General features: G+C 70.9%; 18 protein-coding genes. 3 read left to right on the forward strand and 15 right to left on the reverse strand.

Annotated features, from left to right (window positions below):
• Nucleotides 1-3 precede the first annotated feature (3 nt).
• The 13 genes from ACFWE1_RS15430 to ACFWE1_RS15490 all read right to left on the reverse strand — a co-directional run bounded on the left by ACFWE1_RS15430 (nucleotide 4) and on the right by ACFWE1_RS15490 (nucleotide 16,939).
• Nucleotides 4-1,605 (reverse strand): APC family permease, encoded by a 1,602-nt coding sequence (locus ACFWE1_RS15430; RefSeq protein ID WP_376934290.1) that lies wholly within the window; start codon nucleotides 1,603-1,605, stop codon nucleotides 4-6.
• A 21-nt stretch (nucleotides 1,606-1,626) separates the two neighbouring features.
• The gene (locus tag ACFWE1_RS15435) at nucleotides 1,627-2,514 is read right to left on the reverse strand and encodes a universal stress protein (RefSeq protein ID WP_376934291.1); all 888 of its coding nucleotides are present in this window, start codon (nucleotides 2,512-2,514) and stop codon (nucleotides 1,627-1,629) included.
• Between the two features lie 9 nt (nucleotides 2,515-2,523).
• On the reverse strand, nucleotides 2,524-3,888 hold the full coding sequence (locus ACFWE1_RS15440) for a flavin monoamine oxidase family protein (protein WP_376934292.1): 1,365 nt from the start codon (nucleotides 3,886-3,888) through the stop codon (nucleotides 2,524-2,526).
• 84 nt (nucleotides 3,889-3,972) lie between these two features.
• Entirely contained in the window at nucleotides 3,973-5,442 is a 1,470-nt protein-coding gene (locus ACFWE1_RS15445; protein WP_189085601.1) for an NAD-dependent succinate-semialdehyde dehydrogenase, read from the reverse strand.
• Nucleotides 5,443-5,536: 94 nt separating this feature from the next.
• Complete coding sequence (locus tag ACFWE1_RS15450; protein ID WP_376934293.1) at nucleotides 5,537-6,820, reverse strand: Glu/Leu/Phe/Val dehydrogenase; 1,284 nt, start codon at nucleotides 6,818-6,820, stop codon at nucleotides 5,537-5,539.
• Entirely contained in the window at nucleotides 6,817-8,175 is a 1,359-nt protein-coding gene (gene gabT / locus ACFWE1_RS15455; protein ID WP_243569369.1) for a 4-aminobutyrate--2-oxoglutarate transaminase, read from the reverse strand. Before gabT ends, ACFWE1_RS15450 begins: the two co-directional genes overlap by 4 nt.
• A 178-nt stretch (nucleotides 8,176-8,353) precedes the next feature.
• Entirely contained in the window at nucleotides 8,354-10,240 is a 1,887-nt protein-coding gene (locus ACFWE1_RS15460) for an ABC transporter permease (protein ID WP_376934294.1), read from the reverse strand.
• A gap of 69 nt (nucleotides 10,241-10,309) precedes the next feature.
• Nucleotides 10,310-11,455 (reverse strand): hypothetical protein, encoded by a 1,146-nt coding sequence (locus tag ACFWE1_RS15465; protein WP_376934295.1) that lies wholly within the window; start codon nucleotides 11,453-11,455, stop codon nucleotides 10,310-10,312.
• A gap of 147 nt (nucleotides 11,456-11,602) precedes the next feature.
• On the reverse strand, nucleotides 11,603-12,757 hold the full coding sequence (locus ACFWE1_RS15470) for an ABC transporter ATP-binding protein (RefSeq protein ID WP_376934296.1): 1,155 nt from the start codon (nucleotides 12,755-12,757) through the stop codon (nucleotides 11,603-11,605).
• A 7-nt stretch (nucleotides 12,758-12,764) separates the two neighbouring features.
• Nucleotides 12,765-13,616, reverse strand: coding sequence for a DUF427 domain-containing protein (locus ACFWE1_RS15475; RefSeq protein ID WP_376934297.1), 852 nt, complete (start codon nucleotides 13,614-13,616; stop codon nucleotides 12,765-12,767).
• A complete protein-coding gene (locus tag ACFWE1_RS15480) occupies nucleotides 13,613-14,143 on the reverse strand; it encodes an ester cyclase (protein WP_230768153.1) in 531 nt (176 codons plus the stop codon). Before ACFWE1_RS15480 ends, ACFWE1_RS15475 begins: the two co-directional genes overlap by 4 nt.
• A 99-nt stretch (nucleotides 14,144-14,242) precedes the next feature.
• Nucleotides 14,243-15,850 carry an LVIVD repeat-containing protein gene (locus ACFWE1_RS15485; RefSeq protein ID WP_376934298.1) on the reverse strand — a complete coding sequence of 536 codons (1,608 nt, stop codon included), beginning with the start codon at nucleotides 15,848-15,850 and terminating at the stop codon, nucleotides 14,243-14,245.
• Between the two features lie 120 nt (nucleotides 15,851-15,970).
• Nucleotides 15,971-16,939: a LysR substrate-binding domain-containing protein gene (locus tag ACFWE1_RS15490; protein ID WP_376934299.1), complete on the reverse strand. Its 969-nt coding sequence runs from the start codon at nucleotides 16,937-16,939 to the stop codon at nucleotides 15,971-15,973.
• A 202-nt stretch (nucleotides 16,940-17,141) separates the two neighbouring features.
• Here ACFWE1_RS15490 and ACFWE1_RS15495 point away from each other — a divergent pair, with 202 nt between their 5' ends.
• A complete protein-coding gene (locus ACFWE1_RS15495) occupies nucleotides 17,142-19,079 on the forward strand; it encodes a glycoside hydrolase family 5 protein (RefSeq protein WP_376934300.1) in 1,938 nt (645 codons plus the stop codon).
• Between the two features lie 51 nt (nucleotides 19,080-19,130).
• On the opposite strand, the gene ACFWE1_RS15500 is transcribed toward ACFWE1_RS15495, so the two are convergent.
• A complete protein-coding gene (locus ACFWE1_RS15500) occupies nucleotides 19,131-20,270 on the reverse strand; it encodes a metallophosphoesterase family protein (RefSeq protein WP_376934301.1) in 1,140 nt (379 codons plus the stop codon).
• Nucleotides 20,267-22,342, reverse strand: a complete 2,076-nt coding sequence (locus ACFWE1_RS15505; RefSeq protein WP_376934302.1) for a DUF5054 domain-containing protein — start codon at nucleotides 22,340-22,342, stop codon at nucleotides 20,267-20,269. The genes ACFWE1_RS15500 and ACFWE1_RS15505 overlap by 4 nt, the downstream gene beginning before the upstream one ends.
• A 179-nt stretch (nucleotides 22,343-22,521) precedes the next feature.
• Here ACFWE1_RS15505 and ACFWE1_RS15510 point away from each other — a divergent pair, with 179 nt between their 5' ends.
• Together ACFWE1_RS15510 and ACFWE1_RS15515 are read left to right on the forward strand one after the other, a co-directional pair.
• A complete protein-coding gene (locus ACFWE1_RS15510) occupies nucleotides 22,522-23,490 on the forward strand; it encodes a carbohydrate ABC transporter permease (RefSeq protein ID WP_376934303.1) in 969 nt (322 codons plus the stop codon).
• Entirely contained in the window at nucleotides 23,487-24,422 is a 936-nt protein-coding gene (locus ACFWE1_RS15515) for a carbohydrate ABC transporter permease (protein ID WP_376934304.1), read from the forward strand. Before ACFWE1_RS15510 ends, ACFWE1_RS15515 begins: the two co-directional genes overlap by 4 nt.
• Nucleotides 24,423-24,443 lie beyond the last annotated feature (21 nt).

Here is a 24,443-nt window from a genome sequence, read left to right on the forward strand (position 1 = left end):
GGCCTAGCTGTCGCGGTCGGCGACGCCGCGGGCGAGGTGCTCGCTGCGGAAGAACTCCGGCCGTTTGATGCGCTGCCAGATCATCACGACGACGCCGGCGAGCAGGATGACGACGCCGAGGATGAACACGAGGCCCACGCCGCCGATGTTCGAGCCCGAGCCGTACGCCGGGTCCATGCTGTCGATGAGCGTGGTGAAGAACAGCACCGCGAGGATGAGACCGCCGACGAGCGGCGCGACGAGCCGGAAGAACACGTTCCGGCCGCTGCGGAACCACGTCTTGCGGAAGTACCAGACGCACGCGAACGCGGTCAGCCCGTAGTAGAAGCAGATCATCATGCCGAGCGTCGTGATGGTGTCCCAGAGCACGTCCTCGCTGACGAAGCGCATCACGGTGTAGAACACCGCCGCGACGATCGCCGAGACGACCGTGGCGTAGCCGGGCGTGAAGAAGCGCGGGCTCACTTTGGAGAACTGCTTCGGCAGCGCGCCGTAGTGCCCCATCGCGAGCAGGGTGCGCGCGGGCGAGACGAAGGTCGACTGCAGCGAGGCGGCCGAGCTGGACAGCACGGCGATCGACATGAGGATCGCGAGCGGCCCGAGGATGGGGCCGGCGAGGTAGAAGAACGCGTTCTCCTGGATCGCCGGGTTGCCGAGGCCGACGCCCGCCTCGCCCGTGCCCGCGAAGGCGAGCGCGCCCATGGCCACGAAGAGGTAGATCGCGACGACGATGGTGACGGTGAGCGTCGCCGCCCGGCCCGGCGTCGAGTTCGAGCCCTTCGTCTCCTCGTTCATGGTGAGCGTGACGTCCCAGCCCCAGAACACGAAGAGCGACACCGAGAGCCCGGCGACGATCGCCGAGAACGAGCCGACCTCGAGCGGGTTGAACCAGCTCAGCTCGATCTGCGTCGGGTCGAACGCCGTGCCGTTCGCGACGTGCCAGAACGCGGCGACGCCGAAGCCGATCATCACGAGCAGCTGGAAGCCGACGAGCCAGTACTGCAGCTTCTGGGTCGTCTGCATGTCGCGGTACGAGATGAACGTCGCCCCGAGGATGAACACCAGGCATGTCGCGACGTTCACGAAGGGGTTGCCGACGAGATTCGCGATGTCGGGGTTGTTGAAGGCCTGCGCGAGTGCGAGGTAGAAGAACTCCACCGCGATGCCCGCGAGATTCGACAGCACCACGACGGTCGCGGCGATGAGCCCCCAGCCGGCCATCCAGCCGACCCACGGGCCGAAGGCCCGCGTCGCCCAGGTGAAGGAGGTGCCCGAGTCCGGCATCGCGCTGTTCAGCTCGCGATATCCGAAGGCGACGAGCAGCATCGGGATGAAGCCGAGCAGGAAGATCGCCGGCAGCTGCGTGCCGACCTCCGCGACGGTCGGGCCGAGCGCGCCCGTGAGCGTGTACGCCGGGGCGATGCAGGAGATGCCGATGACGATGGCGCCGATGAGCCCGACCGATCCGGCCGAGAGGCCCTTCTTGGAGAGGCCGGGGTCGCCGCCGTCGACCGTCGCGCTCGCGGTGGTGAGCGGGGCGTTCGGGGCGTGCGGTTGGGAGTGGGCCTCGTGGGCCAGGTGCTGATTCGCGGGGTCGTGCGTCATTGCAGGGTCTTTCGGGTGGGGTCAGGGGGTCTGGGCGGCGCGGGGCACCACGATCAGGGGCACCGGCAGCTCGCGGAGCATCTTGGTCGCGGTGCCGCCGAGGAAGAGGCGCGACGGCGCGGCGAGGCGGCTGGAGCCGACGAGCACGAGCTCGCCCGGCTCCCAGTCGAGCGCGCCGACGGACTCCTCGATGGTCTGGCCGGTGGCGACGACGGCGCTCGCCTCGACGCCGTCGGGCAGCTCGCGGCGGGCGCCCTCGAGCGCCTGCTCGGCGGCGACGGTGCTCGTGAGGTTCACGAGCCCGGTGTCGACGCCCGCGGGCAGGTCGATCGGCACGAGCGAGAGCAGCCGCAGCGGCGCGTGCGCCCGGCGGGCGAGCGCGACGGATGCCTCGAGCACGACGCCGGGCGTGCCGCCGACGGCGGCGGTGACCCGGGTGAGCCCCGCCGCGACCGGCAGCTTGCGGGCGCCGACGGGCGCGAGCGCGACGGGCACGTCGGCCGAGTGCAGCAGCTCGGAGGCCACCGAGCCGATGCGGGTGCGGCCGAACAGCCCGCCGCGGGCGGGCCCGACGACGACGAGCCGCGCGCCGAACTCGTGCGCCGCGGCCACGAGGCCCTCGGCGAAGGAGTCGGCGTAGCGGATGTGCAGCGCCTGGTCGACGACGCCGCCGAGGCCGGCGGAGGCCTCGGCGAGCCACGCCTGCGCCTGCTCCTTGACGCGGCGCTCGTGCCCCGGGTCGCGGGGCACGACGCCGCCGCGCGCCTCGATCGGCAGCACCATGACGACCTCGAGCGAGGCCTCCGTGGCGCCGGCGATCCGGGCGCCCAGCGCGAGCGCGTCGGCCCCCGAGTCATCCGCCGTGTAGCCGACGACGATCCGGTAGCCCGGCTCGGTGTTCGCAGTCATCGGCGGCCCTCAGCCCGCGAGGATGTTGGCCGCGGCGAGGCGGCCCATGCGGATCGCGCCGTCGACGTGCTGGTACCCCTTGCCGGCCATGTCGGAGCAGGCGAAGGAGATCGGGCCCACCGGCTCGCGCAGGTCGGCGCCGTAGCGGGCGAGGCCGCCCATGTCGAAGCTCGCGGCGTAGGCGCCGCGGGTCCACTCCTCGCTGCCCCAGTCGCTCTCGTAGTAGAGCACCGGGTTCTTCGCCTGCTCGCCGTAGTAGTGCGAGAGCGACTCGAGGATCTTCGCCTGCCGCTCCTCGGCGGAGAGCGCGAAGACGCCGTCGGCCTCCTCGTCGGAGACGAAGCCGACGAGCGTGCCGCGGGTGTCGCCGTGGTTCGTGTTGTCGTACGCCTCGTGGCAGAGCTCGTACGGGCTGAACGCGGTGCCCGAGAGGCCCTGCTCGCGCCAGAACGGCGTCTCGTAGACGGCGTGCACCTTGATCACGAAGCCCATGGAGAGGTGCTGGTGCAGCTGGTGCTGGCGGCGCGGCAGCGGCGGGTCGTAGCTGATCCGCGAGTACAGGATCGGCGCGAGCGCGAGGATGACGCGGTCGGCGGCGACCTCGAGCGAGTCGGTCACGACGGTGACGCCCGCGGCCGGGTCCTCCGGCGACCAGCGGATGGTGCGCACGGGCTGCTCGAGCTTGACGACGTCGTCGCCGAGGCGCTCGGCGAGGCGGAGCGGCACCTGCTGCAGGCCGCCGACGACGCGCTGGTCGAGGATGAAGTCCGCGTCGACGAGGTGCGAGAACGAGCCGGCCGATGCGGCCATCAGCAGCGCCTGCAGGGCCGAGAAGGCGTGCGTCGGCTTCGTCAGCATCGCGCCGGCGATGAACATGCCGATGTTGAGCTTCGCCTCCTCGTCGTCGGTCTGGGTGCCGAGCCACTCGGCGAAGGAGATCTCGTCGAGCTCCTTCGCGCGCGGGTGCGCCCAGGGGGCCTCGGGGTCGATCTCGGCGACGAGCGCGTCGAGCTTCTCGATGAGGCCGAGGATCTCGCCCTCGGTCTTTGCGGGGACCGGGAAGATCTCGCCCTCGAAGCGGCGGCGCTCGCCGTCCTCCGCGATGTAGACGTTCTCGCCCTCGCGGTAGCGCGAGTAGGTCTCGAGGCCGAGCTCGGCGAGGGTCTCGATCAGGGCGTCCTGGTCGGGCGAGACCCACTGGCCGCCGATCTCGAGCAGGTGCCCGTCGAAGTCGCCGTTCCAGAGACGGCCGCCGACGCGGTCGCGCGCCTCGAGCACGACGACGCGCTTGCCCGCGGCCTTCAGCTCGGTCGCGGCGGTGAGGCCGGCGGCGCCGGCTCCGATCACGACGACGTCGGTTTCGATGCGTTCCATGGTTCCTGGTTCCTGCTTCTGTTCGTTCGGAGAAACACGAAGGCGGATGCCGCAGGCGTGCGCCTGCGGCATCCGCCCGCGGGTTCAGCTCACCGGGATGAGCGTGTACTTGGTGTCGAGGTACTCGTGGATGCCCTCTGCGCCGCCCTCGCGGCCGATGCCGGACTGCTTGATGCCGCCGAAGGGGGCCGCCGCGTTCGAGACGAGCCCGGTGTTCAGGCCCATCATGCCCGTGGCGAGGCGCTCGATCATGCGGTGGCCGCGCGCCAGGTCCTCGGTGAAGACGTACGAGACGAGCCCGTACTCGGTGTCGTTGGCGAGGCGCACGGCCTCGTCCTCGTCGGCGAAGGTGGTGATGCCGAGCACCGGCCCGAAGATCTCCTCGCGGAGCAGGCGCGCGTCGGCCGACACGTCGCCGAGCACCGTCGGCGCGTAGAACGAGCCGGCGCCGTCGATGACGGTGCCGCCGGTGAGCACCTTGGCGCCCTTCGACACGGCGTCCTGCACGAGCTCGTCGGTCGAGGCCACGGCCTTGTCGTCGATGAGCGGCCCGATGTTCACGTCGTCCGCGGTGCCGCGGCCGACCTTGAACGAGGCGACGCGCTCGGCGACGCGCTTCGAGAACTCGGCGGCGACCTTCTCGTGCACGATGAAGCGGTTCGCCGCCGTGCACGCCTGGCCGATGTTGCGGAACTTCGCGAGCATCGCGCCGTCGACCGCCTTGTCGAGGTCGGCGTCCTCGAACACGACGAAGGGGGCGTTGCCGCCGAGCTCCATCGAGGTGCGCAGGATGCCGGTGGCGGCCTGCTTCATGAGGGCGCGGCCAACCTCGGTCGAGCCCGTGAAGCTGAGCTTGCGCAGCCGCGGGTCCTCGATGATCGGGCCGGAGACCTTCGACGAAGTCGAGGTCGGGATGACGTTCACGACACCCTTGGGCAGGCCGACCTCCTCGAGCAGCTGCACGAACGCGATCGTCGTGAGCGGCGTGAGGGCCGGGGGCTTGATGACGACGGTGCAGCCGGCCGCGAGCGCGGGGGCGATCTTGCGGGTCGCCATCGCGAGCGGGAAGTTCCACGGGGTGATGAAGAACGAGGGGCCGACGGGCCGCTGCGAGACGACCATGTGGCCGGTGCCCTCGGGGTTCAGGCCGTAGCGGCCGGAGATGCGCACGGCCTCCTCGCTGAACCAGCGGAGGAACTCGCCGCCGTAGACGACCTCGCCGCGGGCCTCGGCGATCGGCTTGCCCATCTCGAGCGTCATGAGGAGCGCGAACTCCTCCTTGCGCTCGGTGAGCAGGTCGAAGGCGCGGCGCAGCAGCTCGCCGCGCTGGCGCGGGGCGACCTTGGCCCACTCGTCCTGCGCGGCCACGGCCGCGTCGAGGGCCTTGATGCCGTCGGCCGGCGAGGCGTCGGCGATGACCTTGATGGTGTCGCCCGTCGAGGGGTCGGCGACCTCGAGGGTCTTGCCGCCCTCGGCGTCGACCCAGGCTCCCCCGATGAACAGCCGGCCCTCGACCTTGTCGAGCACCGAGGATTCAAGCGTTGCGTTCGTCATGTGTGACTTCCGTTTCGATGGATGTTCGTGCGGTGCACCCCCGACGTGCCCGACGTTCATGAACGTCGGGCGAGTCGGGAGGGAGCGGGCCCGATCAGGGGTACAGGCCGCGCAGCTTATGCGCCTCGGCGACGCGTTCGACCGCGAGCGCCGTGGCGGCGGTGCGGAGCGAGAGGTCGCGCGACCGGGCATAGCCCAGCACGTGCTCCCAGGCGCTCAGCATCCGCTCCTCCAGTCTGGACTCCACCTCGTCGGCGCGCCACCAGTAGGCCTGGTTCGCCTGCACCCACTCGAAGTAGGAGACGATCACGCCGCCGGCGTTCGCGAGGATGTCGGGGACGACGAGGATGCCGCGCTCGCGCAGGATCCGGTCGGCGTCGGGCGTCGTCGGACCGTTCGCGCCCTCGACGATGACCTTCGCGCCGACCCGGCCGGCGTTGCCCTCGTGCAGCACGCCCTCGACGGCGGCCGGCACGAGCAGGTCGACGTCGAGCTCGAGCAGGGCGGCGCCGTCGAGCGCCTCGCCGCCGGCGAAGCCGACGACCGCGCCGGTGCGCTGCACGTGGTCGCCGAGCGCCTCGATGTCGAGGCCCGCGGCGTTGAACACGGCGCCGTACTGGTCGCTGACGGCCTGCACGGTGACACCGGCCTCGGCGAGGAAGCGGGCCGCGTCGGCGCCGACCTTGCCGAAGCCCTGCACGGCCGCGGTGGCCTGCGACTGGGTGATGCCGGCGTGACGGAGGGCGGCGAGCGCAATGTGGGTGACGCCGCGCGAGGTGGCGCTCGCGCGCCCCTGCGAGCCGCCGAGCGCGATCGGCTTGCCGGTCACGATGCCGGGCACCGTGTACCCGGAGTTCACCGAGTAGGTGTCCATGATCCACGCCATCGTGCGCTCATCGGTGCCGATGTCGGGCGCGGGGATGTCGCGCTCCGGCCCGATGATCGGGAGGATCTCGCTCGTGTAGCGACGGGTCACGCGCTCGAGCTCGGCCTGCGAGTGCTCGCGCGGGTCGATCGCGATGCCGCCCTTCGCGCCGCCGTACGGCACGTCGAGCAGGGCGCACTTCCACGTCATCCACATCGCGAGCGCGCGGACCTCGTCGAGGTTCACGTTCGGCGCGTAGCGGAGGCCGCCCTTGGCGGGACCGCGGCTGAAGTTGTGCTGCACCCGGTAGCCGGTGAACAGGCGGGTCTCGCCGGCGTCGGTGCGCAGCGGCACGGCGACGGTGAGCTCGCGGCGCGGGGTCGCGAGCATCTGCCGGGTGCCGTCGCTGTAGCCGAGCAGCGCGATGGCCTCGGCGAGCTGGGCGCGGGCGTCCTCGAGGGGCGTCGCGACGGGGGCGGCGACCGTCGCCGCCCCGTCGATCACGGTGCTCATGCCTGCTTGAGCCCCTCGGCCACGACGCCGAGGCCCTCGATGAGGAGCTCGTCGGAGATCGTGAGCGGCGGGAGGAAGCGGATGACGTTGCCGTAGGTGCCGCAGGTGAGCAGGATGACGCCCTGCTCGTGGGCGTACTTCGCGACCTTGCCGGTGAGGGCGGCGTCGGGGGCCCCGGTCTCGGGGTCGACGAGTTCGATCGCGACCATGGCGCCGCGGCCGCGGACGTCGCCGATGCGGGCGTCGGCGGTGCGCAGGGCGTTCAGGCGGCCGATGAGCACCGAGCCGATCTCCTTGGCGCGCTCGACGAGGCCGTCCTCGGCGTAGGTCTCGATCGTCGCGAGCGCCGCGGCGCAGGCGATCGGGCTGCCCGTGTAGGTGCCGCCGAGGCCGCCGACCTGGGCGGCGTCCATGATCTCGGCGCGGCCGGTGACCGCCGAGAGGGGGAGGCCGCCGGCGATGCCCTTCGCGGTGACGATCAGGTCGGGCACGATGCCCTCGTGCTCGCTCGCGAACCAGGCGCCGGTGCGGGCGAAGCCGGTCTGCACCTCGTCGGCGATGAAGACGACGTCGTTCGCGGTCGCCCACTCGACGAGCGCGGCGAGGAAGCCCGGGGCCGGCACGATGAAGCCGCCCTCGCCCTGGATGGGCTCGATGATGATCGCGGCGAGGTTCTCGGCGCCGATCTGCTTCTCGATGCCGAGGATGGCCCGGGCCGCCGCCTCGCGTCCGTCGAGCCCGCCGTCACGGAAGGGGTAGCTGAGCGGGGCGCGGTAGATCTCGGGGGCGAAGGGGCCGAAGCCGTTCTTGTACGGCTGGTTCTTCGCCGTCAGGCCCATGGTGAGGTTGGTGCGGCCGTGGTAGGCGTGGTCGAAGGCGACGACGGCCTGCTTCTTCGTGTAGTGGCGCGCGATCTTCACGGCGTTCTCGACGGCCTCGGCGCCCGAGTTGAACAGGGCGGTGCGCTTGACGTGGTCGCCGGGGGTGAGCTCGTTGAGCTTCTCGGCGACGGCGACGTAGCCCTCGTAGGGCGAGACGGTGAAGCAGGTGTGCGTGAAGGCGTTCAGCTGGGCCGTGACGGCCTCGACGACGCGGGGGGCCGAGTTGCCGACGCCGGTCACCGCGATGCCGGAGCCGAGGTCGATGAGCGAGTTGCCGTCGGCGTCGACGACGACGCCGCCGCCGGCCGCGACGACCGAGATCGGCAGGGTGTGGCCGACGCCCGCGGCGACGGCGCTCGCCTTGCGGGCCAGCAGCTCCTGCGAGCGGGGGCCGGGGATGGCGGTGACGAGGCGGCGCTCCTGTGCGAGCGCGGGGCCTCCGGTGGCGGTGGCCGGGGTGTCGACGAGGGTCATTGGTTGCTCCGATGCAAGTGACGACGGGGGAGGATGACCGCAATGCTAGGTCGGCTCCCCCGCGTCCCGCGACGCCCTGATGTACATCGGATGCCACCGCACTGGACGCGGTGTACAGCGCCGTGTCACGCACCGGGGCGACCGGCATCCCACCGCCCGCCGCCCCGGCACCGCCCGGTCAGCTGCGACTGACCGAGCGCTCGCTGCCGGCTGCGTCCGGCGTGCGGAGCTTCGTGCGCGCGCGGTGCTCCTGATGCTCCTGCGCGGCGATGGAGATCGTGTCGGGCGCCGGCGCGACCGGGGGCTTGCCGCTCCGCGAGCCGAGGCCGGGCAGGCCCGGCCGGCGCTTCGCTCGGCCGATCGCCCGGAGCGACACCGCCCACTGCAGCCCGTAGCCGATCAGGAACACGAGCAGCGTGAAGACGAGGGCCATCGCCGCGCCCTGGTCCGGCGCGTAGAGCTGCGCCGAGCGCGGGTTGATCATCGCGTAGACGTACATCGACAGCGGCCGCGACTCGGGCGTCGCGAGGAAGGCGGGCAGCGTGAACTCGTTCGTGCCGAGGATGAACACCTGGATCCACACCGCGAGCACCGTCGGCAGCAGCAGCGGCGCGATCACCCGGCGGAACGTCGCGAGCCGGCTCGCACCGCTCGTGAGCGCCGCCTCCTCCAGCTCGGTGCGGATCTGCAGCGTCGCGCTGTACGAGGCCCGGTACGCGATCGACACCCGGTACGAGTACGCGATGACGAGCGCGAGCACGGTGCCCGCGATCGGGATGACCGGGTTGATCACCATGAACAGCAGGAACATCGCGAAGCCCGCGATCGTCGCCGGGATCGCCACCGAGGAGGAGGCGAAGAGGTCGACCGCGCGGGTCCACCACGTGGAGGTGCTGCGGGCGATGCCGTAGGCGAGCACGGTCGCCGCGACGCAGGCGATCGTGGCGCTGCCGCCCGCGATGACGAGGGTGCGGCCGAGCGAGGCCCAGAACTCGCCGTCGGCGAGCACCGCGGCGAAGGAGCCGAACTGGGTCTGCTCGACGAGCGCGGTGAAGCTGAACGCGATCGGGTAGGGCGTGATCGCCGCCCAGAACAGGGCGAAGAGCGGCAGCACGGCGGTCAGCAGGATGAAGATCGCGACGCCGATCGCGACGGGGATGCGCCACGCGCCGAGCTTCATCGTCGTCGGCCGGAAGCCCTTGCCCGAGACCGAGGCCCGCCGCTCGGCGTTCCGCGTCGCCCGCAGGTACACCGCGAAGGCGATCGTCGTGATGACGAGGAAGACGAGGCCCCAGGCCGCGGCGAGGCCGTACTGCGGCAGCTCGCCGGCGTTCGAGCTGATCAGCGTCCAGAGCTTCAGCGCGAAGATCGAGCGGCCGGACTCCTGGCCGAACAGCAGCGGCACCTCGAGGCTGCCGAGGCCGAGGATGAAGGTGAGCACGGCGACGCCGAGGAGGCCGGGCCAGAGCATCGGCAGGGTGACCCGGCGGAGCGTCTCGCCCCAGCTCGCGCCCGAGGCGCGGGCGGACTCCTCGAGCGAGCCGTCCATGTTCGTGAGGATCGGCACGATCATCAGGTACGGGAACGTCACGTTCGTGAGGGCCTGGATCAGGATGAGGGTGCCGAAGGCGTAGGGGTCGATCGGCACGTCGCCGGTCCACGGCAGGAGCCGCAGCAGCTGGTTCAGTACGCCGGTCTCCGGCGAGACCATGAGCAGGTACGCCTGCGCCTTCACGATCGGCGGGATGGTGTACGGCACGATCACGAGCACGCCGATCACCCGCCGGAACGGGAAGTCGGTGCGCACCGTCACCCACGCCAGCCCGAAGGCCATGAGCAGCGACAGCAGCGTCGAGCCGCCGACGAAAGCGCCCGTGGCGCCGAGCACCGACCAGAAGTCCTCGCGGAGCTCCCAGAGGGTGACGAAGTTGGAGACGCCCCACTGCGCGGAGGCGACGCCGAACGGCAGGAACGGGCCGCGGAACGCGGTGATCACCTGGACGATGAGCGGCACCGCGAGGAGGAGGAAGATCACGACCCCCGCGACGATCATCGCCGCAGTCATCGTCGTGGGACGCTGCCGCCCCGGCCTCGCTCCGCCCGGGCGCCGGGCCCGTCCTGCCGTCGACATCGATCAGCCGTTCAGCGCGGCGTCGGCGGCGTTGATGAGCGCGTTCCACTCATCCCGGGTGTCCTGCGTCTCCGTCTCCGCGCCGGACTCGAGGCCCGTGAGCAGCGCGTCGGCGTTCGTCTTCATGAGACCGGTGGCCTCGTCGAAGAGCGAGGAGGGCAGGCCGGCGTACGGCACCTGCGTGGTGGCGAATCGCTCGTCCGTCATCCGCAGCTTCAGCCAGTCCGGGTCGTAGGCGTTCCAGAGCACCCAGAGCATGGCGCCGGGCTTGTTCTTCGCGTCGGTGTTCACGCCCGAGAACTGCGCCCAGACGCCCGAGTGCTCGAAGGGCTGCGCCGCGAGGCTCGGGTTCGGGTTGAACAGGGTCTGGTTGAGCGCGATCGGCACGTCGCCGCTCGACAGCGGGGTGTTCTGGTCCTCGAGCAGCGACAGCGTGCCGCTCGACTTCAGCTCGCCGATCAGCTCGACCATCGCGTCCTCGCCGAGCGCCTTGCCGTAACCGGCGAACACGACGGCGTTGTACGCGGCGACGGAGACCTTGCCCGTGTACTCGGGGGCGAGGAGGCCGTCGAGCGAGTCGGGGGCCTCGATCTTGTCGGTGTTGACCTGCATGAGCGAGCCGTTGATGCTGTCGGGCAGCAGCTCCGGGGCACCGAGCTCGAGGTACTCCTTCGGCACGCCGAACGAGGACCAGTCGACCTTCTCCCAGAAGCCCTCGTCGTACATCGCGGCCATCGAGGTGATCGAGCCCGAGACGACGTCGGTGTTGCGCGAGCCGGTGGCCTTCGCCGAGATGATCGCGGACGACAGGTTGTAGGTGAGCCCGCGGGTCTCGATCGTGAGGTCGGGGAAGCGCTCGTTGAAGGCCGCGATGACCTCCGGGCCGAGCTCGTACCAGTCCCAGATGACGAGGCGGCCGCCGTCGGTCTCCTTCGCCTGCTCGTAGAGCTCGTCGAGCTGCCGGTCGATCTCCGGCCAGTTGTCCTCGTAGAAGTTCTCGCAGCGCGTGATCGCGCCGACCTCGACGGCCTCGCAGGGCGCGATGTCCGCGCCCTCGCCGGCTGCCGCCGTCGGCGCGGCCTCGCCGCCGCCGGTGGCGCAGGAGCTCAGCAGCAGCATGCCTGCTGCCGCGACTGCGACGTATCCCATCCGTGTGCGCATGATCCTCATGTCCTCTCTGACCTGGATCGGGGGTTCTGGTTCAGTGGTGCTGGTCGTGCGGTCGTGCAGGTGGTGCCTTGGTCGTGCGGTGGTGCGATCTCGGGGCCCGGACTGGCCGGGCGGATGCCGCGCCGCTCAGCCGACGGGATCGTCGACGAGCACGCGGCAGGCGTGCGGAGCGAGCTCGAGGAAGACCTCGGCGCCCTCCCGCGGCGACGCCATGGGGGCGCCGCGCGCGGTGAGCCGGCCGACCGTGGTGCCGTCGTGGTGCACTTCGGCCTCGTACTCGACGATCTCGCCGAGGAACTCGACGCGGACGACCCGGGCCGGCAGCACGTTCGGCCGGCCCGCCGGCGCGGTGTCGTGCCAGCGGATGCTCTCGGGCCGGAACGTGATCGTGACCTCCTCACCGCGGACGACGCCGCCGGGGCAGGGCGTCACCATGCGGGTGCCGAAGGCCTCGACCACGGCGTCGCCGTGCTCGTCGCGGTCGCGGACGACGGCGGGGATCATATTCACCCGGCCGACGAAGTCCGCCACGAAGCGGTCCGCCGGGCGGTCGTAGAGCTCGCGCGGCGAGGCCTCCTGCACGATCCGCCCGCCGTTCATGACGGCGACGCGGTCGGACATGGAGAGCGCCTCCGACTGGTCGTGCGTGACGTAGAGGGCGCTGATGCCGAGGCTGCGCTGCAGGCTCCGCAGCTCGGTGCGCATCGTGTCGCGCAGCTTCGCGTCGAGGTTGGAGAGCGGCTCGTCGAGGAGCAGCAGCCGGGGCCGGTGCGCGAGCGCGCGGGCGAGGGCGAGCCGCTGCTGCTGACCGCCGGAGAGGGCGGTCGCCGGCCGCTCGGCGAGGTGGTCGAGCTGCACGAGCTCGAGCGCCTCCATCGCGCGCGTCCTGGCCTGCGCCTTGGGCAGCCGGCCGCCCGAGACCTGGAGCGGGAAGACCGCGTTCTGGAACACGGTCATGTGCGGCCAGATCGCGTAGTTCTGGAAGACCATGCCGACGTCGCGCTTGTTCGGCGGCACGTGCCGGTCCCCGGTCGACAGCACGTCGCCGTCGAGCCGGATGCTGCCGCCGTTGCTCGTCTCGAGCCCGGCGACGCAGCGGAGCGTGGTCGTCTTGCCGCAGCCCGAGGGGCCGAGCAGGGAGTAGAAGGTGCCGGGCTCGATCGTGAAGTCGACGCCCTTCACGACGGCCACCTCGGCGCCGTCGAGCTCGTAGTGCTTCTGCAGGTTCTCGACGACGAGGCGTCCGCCGCCGTGCTGCGCGTCCGTGGTCTTGGTGGTCATGCGGGTCTCAGCTCTCCGTGGGGGCGACGGTGCGCACAGTCGGGGCCTTCGACCAGGCGGTGCGCGGCCGCTCCTGCTCGACGCCGTCGACGATGACGGCGTCCACCTGCTCGTCGTAGAAGCAGACGAGGTTCTCGATCTTCGGGCACTCGGCGATGGGGTGGCGGTACGACCAGGCGAGGTCCTTCACGAGCTGGTCGCCGATCTGCACCGACCAGTACTCGGCGTCGCCCTTGTAGGGGCAGGTCGAGCGGGTCGTGGACGGCACGAGGAGCTCCGAGCGCACATCGGCCCAGGGCAGGTAGTACCGGGTGGGCAGACGGGTCTCGAAGAGCAGCCTCGGGCGGCGCGACTCGGCGACGAGCTCGCCGAGCACCACGATCTGCACGTGGCGCGAGGAGTTCAGCACGTCGACCCGGTGGTACGGGTCGCGCGGGTGCTTGTAGACCTCGTCGTCCTCCTCGAACCAGCGGTCCATCTTCGCCCAGTAGAAGGCGACCATGCCGCGCAGCGGCTCGGCCGCGGGCGAGGTCGGCGCCTCGTGGATCCACGCGCCGTCCGCCACGCGCTTCGTGCCGGTGTCGACGTCGAGGTAGCGGGCGACGCCCTTGAGCGGGGTGTCCTTCGTGCGGCCGGACGGGCTCAGCAGGTCCATCCGCACGTCCTCGACCGGGAAGTAGTACACCGGCATGTGCTTCGACTCGTGCAGCAGCGCGACCCGGCGGCTGCGCGCGACGACCACGCCGCCGAGCACGACGGTCACCTGCCGGCCCGTCGGTTCGACGGAGAACTCGTGGTAGCTCGGGTCGAGCTCGCGCTCGATGAGCTTGTCCTCGATCTGGAAGTCGGAGACCGTCATCTCCCGGCCTCCACCGGTGCCGCATCCTCGCGCTCGGCGTCGTACTTGTCGGTGTCGACGAAGCGGAGGATGCCGCCGTCCTGGTCGAGCGGGACGACCTGGCGGTACATCTCGTAGTCGTCGCGCACGACGAAGTGCTCGCTGATCTTGAAGTCGCGGAAGCGCAGGATGTGCACCTGCGGCTGGCTCACCTCGACGCCCGTCGCCGGGACGCCGTACAGCGTGAGGCCCGTGTGCTTCGCCGTGAACACGCCCTCGAGGAAGACCAGGTCGCCGTCGGCCGCGACCTTGTCGATCACGAAGTTCGGGTCGGTGAACAGCTCGAGGAACGCCTTGCGCACGTAGTACGCGTTCTGGAAGCCGCGGTCCTTGCCGGGCTGCGAGGCGTGGTTCCAGTAGTCCTCGGTGTAGTACCGCTCGAAGTGCTCGCGGAACGAGGGGTCGTCGGGCGAGGTCTTGTGCGAGTCGAGGTCGTTGCCCCAGACCTCGAGGGCGATCTCCTTGTTGCGGGCTGCGACGTCGTCCATGACGCCCCTCCTTCGGATTTTGTATTCTGGATCCGATCAGCGATCGGAATGCTGCACAGCGAATCACCTTGGGGCCGGCCGGCCGCGGCGGCGCGCCGCTCAGGCGGGCGGCAGCCCCACCACCGGCTCGCCGAGCAGCGGCGTCGACACCGCGTAGATGCCGTGGTTCGCGAACAGCCAGATCAGGTTGCGGTCCCACTCGACGAACACGCCGTGCACGGGCGCCGCGAGGTCGTCGTCGTCCTTCAACCCCATCGGCGGCACGAAGTAGGCGCCGACCTTCGGGTCCTCCGGGTCGCGCACGTCGAAGATCTGCAGGCCCGCGGCGTAGAAGGCGTAGGGGATGACGCCGCCGTGCGGGATGCCGGTGTTCGTGAAGTAGCCCGAGCGCTTCGGCCCGAAGGAGCCGCGTCGCTGCGCCCAGTCGGTGAACTTCGCCTCGGCGGGCGGCACCGGGCGGGGCAGCGTGCGCACGAGCCGGGGGTTCGTCGGGTCGCTGACGTCGATCTGGTAGATCTCCTTGGCCGGCTCGTAGCAGTCGGTGTTCATCGGGTAGCCCGAGACGTAGACGTAGCCGGTCTCCTCGACCTGCGTGGTGTCGACGTTGTCGCCCTCGGTGCCCGCGACGCTCGAGGGGAGCTCGCACCAGCCGACGTGGTGGATGTTCGACGGGTCGGAGACGTCGAGCACGAAGAAGCCCTGGCCGCCCTGCGCGGCGTAGCCGTACTTCCAGCCCGACTCGACCGAGCGGGGCAGGAAGATGCCCATGCGCGAGCCGAACCACGAGGTCTTGTTGTTCCAGCGCTCGTTGTTCGCGAGGTACTCGGAGTCGTCCTCCTCGCCGGCACGCGTGCCCGGCACCCACCACGTGGAGAGCAGTTCGGGCTGCGTCGGGTCGCTCACGTCGTAGGCGGCGTGACCGGCGGCCCAGAGGGTGGTCTTGTAGGGCTGGTTGATGAAGGTGTTGTCGGGGGCGGTCGCGACGAAGAGGTACTGCCCGCCGTAGTACACCGGCAGGTCGAGGACGCCGTTGCCCTCCTGGATCTCGTCGGGCCCGTGGTTCGGGTCGGTGGAGGTCTCGTTGATGATGGTCCAGTCGCGCGGGCTCGGCCCGTGCATCTCGAAGGTGCGGAAGCCGCGCAGGCCCTCCCACTCCTTCAGCTGCCCCTCGACGGTGTCGTCGATCCACTTGTTGGCGACGCGGCCCTTGAGGAAGTAGCGGGGCGTCTCGCTCGCCTGGATCGCCAGGTACTTGCCGAGCCGCTGGTTCCACTGCACGGTGGTCGCGCCGAACTGCGGGCGGGGGTCGCCCCAGCCCCACTGCTCCTCGTCGACGATCGTGAGGTTGCGCGGGTCGGTGATGTCGTAGAGCTTCCAGTGGTTGCCGCCGCCGTAGTGCAGCATGTAGCGGACGCCGTCCCAGTCGTAGATGCACTGCCAGGAGTGGCTCGTGTTCACGACGATCGGGTAGAACGCCTCGGCGGTCGCGTTGAGCGCGTAGGTCTCGGGGTCGCGGTAGTCGAGCTGGCCGGGCCAGTCGACGAACACGTCGCGCGGCACCGAGGGCGTGTGCGCCGGCGGCAGGAAGGTGCCGTCGGGCTGCATGCCCCAGCTGGCGGGGTCGGGATCGGCCGGCTCGCCGGGGACGCGCTGGAAATCCTCCGGGCGGTACTTCTTCGCGTCGGGAACGTAGGGAGAGCCGGCCATGTCGCCTCCAGAATCGGCTGGGAACGTCGGCGCCTCGATGCGCCGTCCCTTTCAGCGTCGCCAGCCCGAGCGATGCTGTCCAATATCCTTTCGGCTTCGAGCTATGACCAGGCGGGCATATCAGGCGCGCGGCTTGCCCTCGCTGCGCGCGAACTCCTCCTCGAGCTCGGCGAGCTTCGCGCCCTCCTCGCGGAGGTGCGCGAGCAGCGCGGCCGCGGCGGGCGACGGCGCCCGGTCCTTCGGCAGCGTGACGCCGACCGAACGCCGGATCGAGCTCAGCGCCGTCGGCAGGATGCGCAGCTCCCGGTCGTCCACCGCGATGAACATCGGCAGCGCGGCGATGACGTCGGTCGACACGAGGAGGTTGCGCAGGGTCAGCATCGAGGTGCACTCCACGCGGTCGGCCGGCAGCGGCAGGCCCTCCTGGAAGAACACCGCCTCGAGCTCGGCCCGCAGCGCCGTCTGCGCGACCGGGAAGATCCACGGATAGGCGAGCAGTTCGGCGAGCGCGGTGCCGCGGCCACCGCCGTGCACGGGATGGCCAGCCCGCGCCACGAGCCGGATCGGCTCCTGGTGCAGCCGCTCCTGCTCCAGCCGCACGGGCACCGTCGGCGAGAGCCGGCCCACGGTGAGGTCGAGGTCGCCCGCGAGCAGCCACTGCTGCAGCGCGTCGGGCGTGCCCTCGCGCACGACGACGGTGAGCTTGGGATGCTCCGCCTTGAGCCCCGCGATCGCGCGCGGCAGCAGCAGGTTCGAGCCGGCGAGGTGCGTGCCGACCGTCACCGTGCCGAGCTGGCCGGAGCGCAGCAGCCGCACCTCCTCACCGGCGGCGCGCAGCTCGGCGAGCACCGAGCGGGCCCGCTCGATGAAGACCTGCCCGTAGGGCGTCGGCGTGACCCCGCGGGGAAGGCGCTCGAAGAGCGGGGCCGCGAGCACCTCCTCGATCTCGCGGAGGCCCCGGGTGACGACGGGCTGGGTGATGTGCAGCGACTCGGCCGCGCGGACGAGCGTGCCCTCGTCCGCGATGGCGGTGACGAGCACGAGATGCCGGATCTTGAGCCGGCCGTCCAGGAGTCGATCGGTGACCATGCGGGGAACTATAGCCGGATGGGCATGGCAGCGCGGGTCGCCCGCCCGACGCTCGTCGGCCGGCCCGTACAGAATGGTGACGTGAACATGTTTACGTTGACATTCTGGAAACCGCGCCCATAGCATGGCGCTCGCCGGGCCGGCTCGCATCCCACGATGCGCGGTGCGACCAGGCATCCCAGCCGAACGAGGAGGTTCGAACATGCAACGTCGCAGAACACGAAATCTGGTGGCGGCACTCGGTGCCGCCGTGCTCGCCGCTTCACTCGCCGGGCCGGCCATGGCCGCGGAACCCGCGCCGCTCGCGATCCCGCAGCTCACCGGCCCGGAGCTCGCCGCATCGTGGACCGCGCCGCTCAGCACCAGCGGGCGCTACATCGTCGACGCCGACGGCGACCGGTTCAAGCTGAAGTCGGGGAACTGGGACGGGGCGCAGGGCCACTGGAGCGGCAGCGGCGACAAGAACGATCCCGCCAGCCACACCAGCGGCGTCAGCTACGACATCCCGATGGGCCTCGACCGCGTGCCGATGCCCACGCTGCTGAACGACTTCCGTGCGCTCGGGCTGAACAGCATCCGGCTGTCGTTCTCGAACGAGATGCTCGGCATGACGGCGCCCGTGCCCGACGCCGCGGTCGCCGCCAACCCGACTCTGCGCGGCAAGACACCGCTGCAGGTGTTCGACGCGGTCGTCGCGGCCCTCACCGCCGACGGCTTCGCCGTCATCCTGAACAACCACACCACGACATCGCGCTGGTGCTGCGGCACCAACGACGGGAACGAACGCTGGAACAGCAGCCAGACCACCCAGAAGTGGATCGACGACTGGGTCATGCTCACGACGCGCTACCGGAACAACCCTCGCGTCGTCGGGATGGACCTGCGCAACGAGGTGCGGCGCGACCTGATGAACGACGCCAACTGGGGATGGGGCAACGAGCACGACCTCTACAAGGCCTACCAGTTGGCCGGGATCGCAATCCAGAAGGCGAACCCCGAGGTGCTCGTGGTCATGGAGGGCATCAACTGGCAGGGCATCCCCACCGACGTCACGCCCCACGACCGGCCGCATCTGAAGCCGGTGCGGACTCTCTCGAACACCCTCCCCGTCCCGAACAAGCTCGTCTACGCCGCGCACATCTACGGCTTCACTGGCCCGCGCCACACGGGCGCCACCGGCATCGGCGAGACGACCGACCCGCGCTACCGGGACCTCAGCGCGAGCGAGCTCGCCGCGGCGGTGCAGGAGGCCGCGCTCTTCGTGAACACCGCGAACCAGCACTACACGGCGCCCGTCTGGTTCAGCGAATTCGGCACGACCGGCGCCGGGCAGACGAATGCGAAGGAGAAGGCGTGGTGGGCGAACTTCATCGACCTCCTCGTGGCGAACGATAGCGACTTCGCAGCGTGGCCGCTGGTCACCCAGGCACGGGACGACGGCAGCTTCGTCGACACCTTCTCCCTGCTCGCGTACAAGTCCGACGGCACGAAGCTCAGCATCGCCGACGACTGGCGGTACGCGAAGTGGCAGCAGCTCGTGACGGCGTCCGGCAAGACCGGGCCGGTGGCGTCGGTGCCGCGCTGGAACATGCTGGGCAGCGGCGCGACCTCGCCCGACACGAACGCCTCGGCGATCATGAACACCCGCCCCGACTGGGACCCCGGCCAGTGGAAGGGCAACTGCCCCGACAGCCAGCGTCTCGTCGGCGTCGCCCGCAGCACCAACCGCGCCCTGTGCACCGACGCCGGACAGCCCGCCCTCACGACCGCCCGCACGATCGTCCAGGACGAGTCGACGGTGCAGACCGACTGGGCGGTCGGGTACAGCAAGCTGCAGTGCCCCGCCGGGCAGCTCGCGGTGGGCTACAGCCTCACCGTCGGCGCCACCAACAAATGGTCGACCTCCAAGCTGCTGTGCGCGCCGAGCGTCGCGGCGCTGCCGAGCAGTCAGGGCCGCACCGTGTGGTTCGACCAGGGCGACAACCGCCCCGTCGGCGGCGGGTCGACCGCCAGCGACTGGGCGCCCGGGAACTACAAGGGGCAGTGCGCCGACGGCGAGTACCTCTCCGGCGTCGCGTTCACCTGGAAGTGGAACCACGGCGGCGTGCCCGACGTGCTGCTCTGCAAGCCGTTGAGCTGAAGCCGATCGGCGGGCGGGCCCGGGCGCGTGGGCGTCCGGGCCCGTTCGTCGTCAGCCGCGGCCGGCGATCGGGGCGAGTCGCAGCTCGTGGCGCACCCGCGCCGCGAGGTCGCGGAGCACGACGCGCAGTTCACCGGAGTCCGCCGAGAGCTCCGTCCAGGCGGCCGCCTCGGCGGCGTCCGGCTCGGCGTCGGGGCCGCCCGCGACGAGCTGGGCGTACGGGAATTCGGCCGTCGCCGGCAGCAGCGCCGGGGCATGGGTGTGGCCGGAGACGACGAGCTGCGCCCCCCACTCGACGAGGGCGTCATGCCAGGCGTCCCTGCTCGCCAGGCTGAACCAGTCGTAGCCGTCCGCGTCGTAGTCGGCGGGCGACTCGTCGGTCCACCGCAACGGGATGTGGCAGCACACGATCCGGTACGGCGCGTCGGCGATCTCGGGGCGGGCCGTGACCTCGCGAAGCCATCGGGCCTGCTCGGCCCGCAGCGCCTCGAACGCCACCCGCCCCTCGAAGCTCGGATGCGCGTCGGGCTTGTCCTCGCCGGTGTGCAGCACCAGGCAGGCGACCGGCCCGATCCGGTACGCCGTGTACGGGCGTCCCTCCGGGGTCGCGACGAAGTCGGCGAGCTGATACGCCCAGCGGCCTCGCACATCGTGGTTGCCGACGACGACGGCGAGGGGGCGGTCCGCGCTGACGTCGACCCCGGCGGGGTTCAGCACGGTCGGGACGAACGAGGCCGGATCCGTCCAGTCGTTGCAGAGATCGCCGTTCCAGACGAGCAGATCGGCCGCCGGAGTCGCCGCGTGCAGCGCACGGAGCGTGTCGTCGCGCTGATGGGTGTCGTTCCACACGGCGATCCGGGCGGTGGGCGCCGCGACGTCGAGCGTGCGCACGGTCTTCCAGTCGCTCGTGTGCCGTTCGAGCGGCGCCTCGACCGCATCGGTCACCGCGCGCACGCGCACCGGGCTGCCCGCCGGCAGGCCGCTCAGGCGCACACGCAGCACGCGCTCCCCCTGCGCCACCATGCCGAACGCGTCGGCCGCGGCGCTGCCGCGCAGACCGTCGGGGGCCTGCCACTCGACCCGCCCGCGGCTCAGCCGGCTCACGCCCCAGACGAGCTCGAAGCCGTCGGGCCGCGGGGCCATCACGACCGGCGGGCTCGTGACGAGCGGAGCCACCGCCGCGGCGCTCACGCGAGCTCCAGCAGGAATCGGAAGCGCAAGTCGTCGTCGAACCACATCGTGAAGTTCGTGCCCCACACGTTGTTGTGCAGGTTCATGTGGAAGCCGTCGTCGGGGTCGGGGATCGCCCCGTCGAAGCGGAGCAGCGCCGGGCCGCCGACCGAGACGAGCGCGGCGTCGAGGGGCTGCAGAGCGAAGCGTCGCGCCGAGGTGTGCGAGATCTCGGTGACGGCGTGCAGACGGCGGTTGCCGCCCCGCACCACCGCCGTCGGGTCGATCTCGCTGCCGAGCTTGCGCAGCCGCCAGTCGCCCGCCGCGGTGCGCGGTCGGAATCCGAGCCACCCGGCCTCGGGCAGGCGGGACGCGTCTTTCCCCTCGAGGTCGAGCGTGATCGAGACGGGGCCGGGACCGCTCGGGAAGCGATACGCCAGGCGGATGCCTCGCGGCGCGCCCCATCGCTCGCAGGCCTCCTCCGGGAAGGCGAGCTCGAGCACGAGGGTGTCCGCCGCGTCGTCTCCACCGCGTTCGAGGCGCCGGGCCGACACGACCCGCGGGGCGAAGACGCTCGCCGGCAGCGTGTCGGCGATCGCGAGGCCGGGCTTGCTCTGGTCGGGGATCGCCCACTCGCCGTTCGCCTCGAGGTCTCGGCAGTACTCGGCCAGCCAGCGCGCTTCGTCGCGCTCGTCGAACGTCTGGTAGCGGTAGCGGGCGAGCGCGTGCTCGGGCCCGGCCCACTCGATCCCCTCGGCGTCGACGAGCGAGACGAGCGCGCCGTCGCCCGCGAAGCGCACGCGGTAGCCGCCGACGGTGTGCTCGGCGTCGAGGTCGATCGGGGAGCCGCCCAGCCCGCCGTCGACTGGACGGGTACCCTCGAGGACGGTCTCGGCCTCGGCACGCAGTCGAGGCGGGAGCGCGGCGAGCGCGCGGTCGAGGTGGGCGCGCTGCTCGGCCCACGACTGCTCGAAGGCCGAGTAGGCGAGGCGCTGCGTGCCGACCCGCTCACGGTACGCCCACGCGTACGCGTCGAACGCCGCCGGGTTGCGTGCGGGGTCGATCCCGTCGTCGGCGCGGGCCCGCTGGAAGTCCGCCTTCTCGTAGTTCACGTAGTCGGGCAGGTAGGTCTTCAGGTCCTCGCCCCAGGTGTGCTCGGGCACGAGTAGCAGCCCGTCGCTGAACCCGTCGCACTCGGGCGTCCCCGGCACGAGCGCGCCGGCGTCGAGCCACTCGGCCCGCAGCCGCAGCAGGGCCCGCAACCGCGCGGTCAGCACGGGATCGCTCGCCACGCCGTGAATCCACGAGTCGCCGATCTCCTCGGTCACGACCGGCAGGCTCCCCCGCCGGGAGCGCAGCTCGGCGCCGAACGCGTCGAGGGTCGACGCGATCACCCGGGCACCCGGATACGCCGCCTGCAGCCGCGCGAACAGCGACTCCACGTCGTCCGCGCTCGGCGGGCCGAAGTTGTCGCCCGTGTGCGCGAGGTGCAACGCATGCTCGCCGCCGGGCGCGACCGCGAGCCCGAGCTCGGTCGCACCGTAGCTCCGCGCGTAGTTCACGACCACCTCGCTGCCGTCCGCCGCGCGCCAGACGAAGAACTCCGGCACCTCGGGCACTGCGGAGGCGCCGTTTACCCCGAGGTGCAGGAACTCGATGCCGGCGTCGGCGAGGAACGGCACGAGTCCGATCGTGTGCCCCGGGACATCCGTCATCTTCGCGGCGGCCGTGCGCAGCCCGAACCGTGCGTCGAGGCCCTGCGAGATCGAGAGCGCGTGCTCGACGAGTCCCGGGTCCATCAGCTCGGTGTGCGTCGTCATCGGCAGGCCGTGCCAGCGCACGTGGCCGGCGCGGATCGCCCGTTCGAGCCCGGCACGCTCGCCGTCGTCGCCGAGGCGGAGGGCCTCGTGGATCAACCAGGAGCCGGTGGTCCAGACGAAGCGGGCCGGGCCGCCGCGGCGCTCGAGCTCCTCGGCGAGGGCGACCGCCCGCGGGAGGTACTCGTGCACGTACCGCTCGGTGACGCGAGCGGCGGTGTCGGTGAAGCCGAGGTCGAGGTGCGTCTTGAAGACGACGTGGACGGTCGAGAGCATGCGGGCATCCAAACAGCGGTGTCGGGGTGATCGGAGGGGCGCTCCCGAGCTTCGCAGAGAAACTTGTTTGCGTAAACACTATTGTCCCCTATACTCCGATGTGAACGCAAACATTCATGAAGGAATGCCCAGCGAATGACGAAGAAGTCACCGATCCCGACCTTCGGCGCGGCTCGCCGATGAGCATCGCCGCCCGCTCCGTCGAGCCGCCCATCGGCGTCTCCCCCGCCACCTACGCCAGCGCGGCGACGACCGGCTCCGCCCGGCGACGCCGGCCGTTCCGCCGCGACTGGGCGGGCTGGTGGTTCGTGGGGCCGTTCATGCTGGTCTTCGCCCTCGTCTTCATCGGCCCGCTGCTGTACGCGGGCTACCTGAGCCTCTTCCGCGAGACCCTGCTCGGCGGCAACGCCTTCGTCGGCCTCGAGAACTACGGCAAGGCGCTCAGCGATCCAAAGTTCTGGGAGGCGACCCTCCGCGTCGGCGTGTTCCTGCTCGTGCAGGTGCCCATCATGCTCGGGCTCGCACTGTTCGCCGCGCTCGCGCTCGACAGCGCGCGCCTGCGCTGGGTGCCGTTCTACCGGCTCTCGATCTTCCTGCCGTACGCCGTCCCCGGCGTGGTCGCGGTCATGATCTGGGGGTACATGTACGGCTCGCAGTTCGGGCTCGTCGCCGACCTCGACCGCTTCTTCGGCATCGAGCTGCCCTCGCCGCTCGCTCCCGACCTCATCCTGCTCTCCATCGGCAACATCGTGACCTGGGAGTTCGTCGGCTACAACATGCTGATCTTCTTCTCGGCCCTGAAAGCGGTGCCCCAGGAGCTCTACGAGGCCGCGGAGATCGACGGCGCCGGCGCCTTCCGCACGATCTTCTCGATCAAGCTGCCGTCCATCAGAGGGGCGCTCGTGATCGCCACGATCTTCTCCGTCATCGGCAGCTTCCAGCTCTTCAACGAGCCGTCGATCCTGCAGACCATCGCGCCGAACTCGATCACCACCTACTTCACCCCGAACCTCTACGCCTTCAACCTGTCGTTCGCCGGCTCGCAGTTCAACTACGCGGCCGCGATCGCGATCGTCTCGGGAGTCATCACCATGGTCGTCGCCTATCTCGTGCAGCTCGCGGGCGAGCGGAAGGGGAAGACGGCATGAGCGCCGCCGCATCGACCGCTCGGCGCCGCTCGCCGAGCCGCCTCGCGAGCGGGCGCACGGGCCCCGTCGCGACGAGACGGGGCAGCCCACGGCACCGGCGCGCCTCCGTCACCCTCGGCGTCCTCATGACGCTGATGCTGCTCTACTGCATCGTGCCGCTGTGGTGGCTGCTCGTGAACTCGAGCAAGACCGCCGACTCGCTCTACGACTCCTTCGCGTTCTGGTTCAGCGGCGAGTTCGCCCTGTTCCGCAACATCGCGGAGACCTTCACCTACCAGGACGGCATCTTCCTGCGCTGGCTCGGCAACACCCTCGCCTACGTCGTGGTCGGCGCCGGCGGGGCCACCCTGCTCGCGACGCTCGCCGGCTACGGGCTCGCGAAGTACGACTTCCCCGGCCGCAAGTGGGTGTTCGCGATCGTGCTGGGCGCCATGGCCATCCCCGCATCGGCGCTCGCGGTGCCGCAGTTCCTGCTGTTCAGCGGCCTCGGGCTCACGAACACGCCCTGGTCGGTCATCGTCCCCTCCATGGTGAGCGCCTTCGGCCTCTACCTCGTCTGGGTCTACGCCCGCGAGGCGATCCCCGACGAACTGCTCGAGGCCGCGCGGCTCGACGGCGCGGGCGAGATCCGCATCTTCTTCGTCATCGCGCTGCGCCAGCTGGCCCCCGCGCTCATCACCGTGCTCATGTTCACCGTCGTCGCGACCTGGAACAACTACTTCCTCCCGCTCATCATGCTGAGCGACCCGCAGTGGTACCCGCTCCCGGTCGGCCTCGCGCAGTGGTCCGCGCAGTCGAGCGCGATCGGCGGCCAGGCGGTGCCGAACCTCGTCATCACCGGATCGCTCTTGACGGTCATCCCCATCTCGGCGGCGTTCCTCTACCTCCAGCGCTACTGGCAGTCCGGCCTCACCGCCGGGAGCGTCAAGTAGCCCGCACTCGGCCTCACCCGA

Origin of the sequence: Agromyces sp. NPDC060279 (genome assembly GCF_042726785.1) — a bacterium.
Classification (GTDB): Bacteria; Actinomycetota; Actinomycetes; order Actinomycetales; family Microbacteriaceae; genus Agromyces.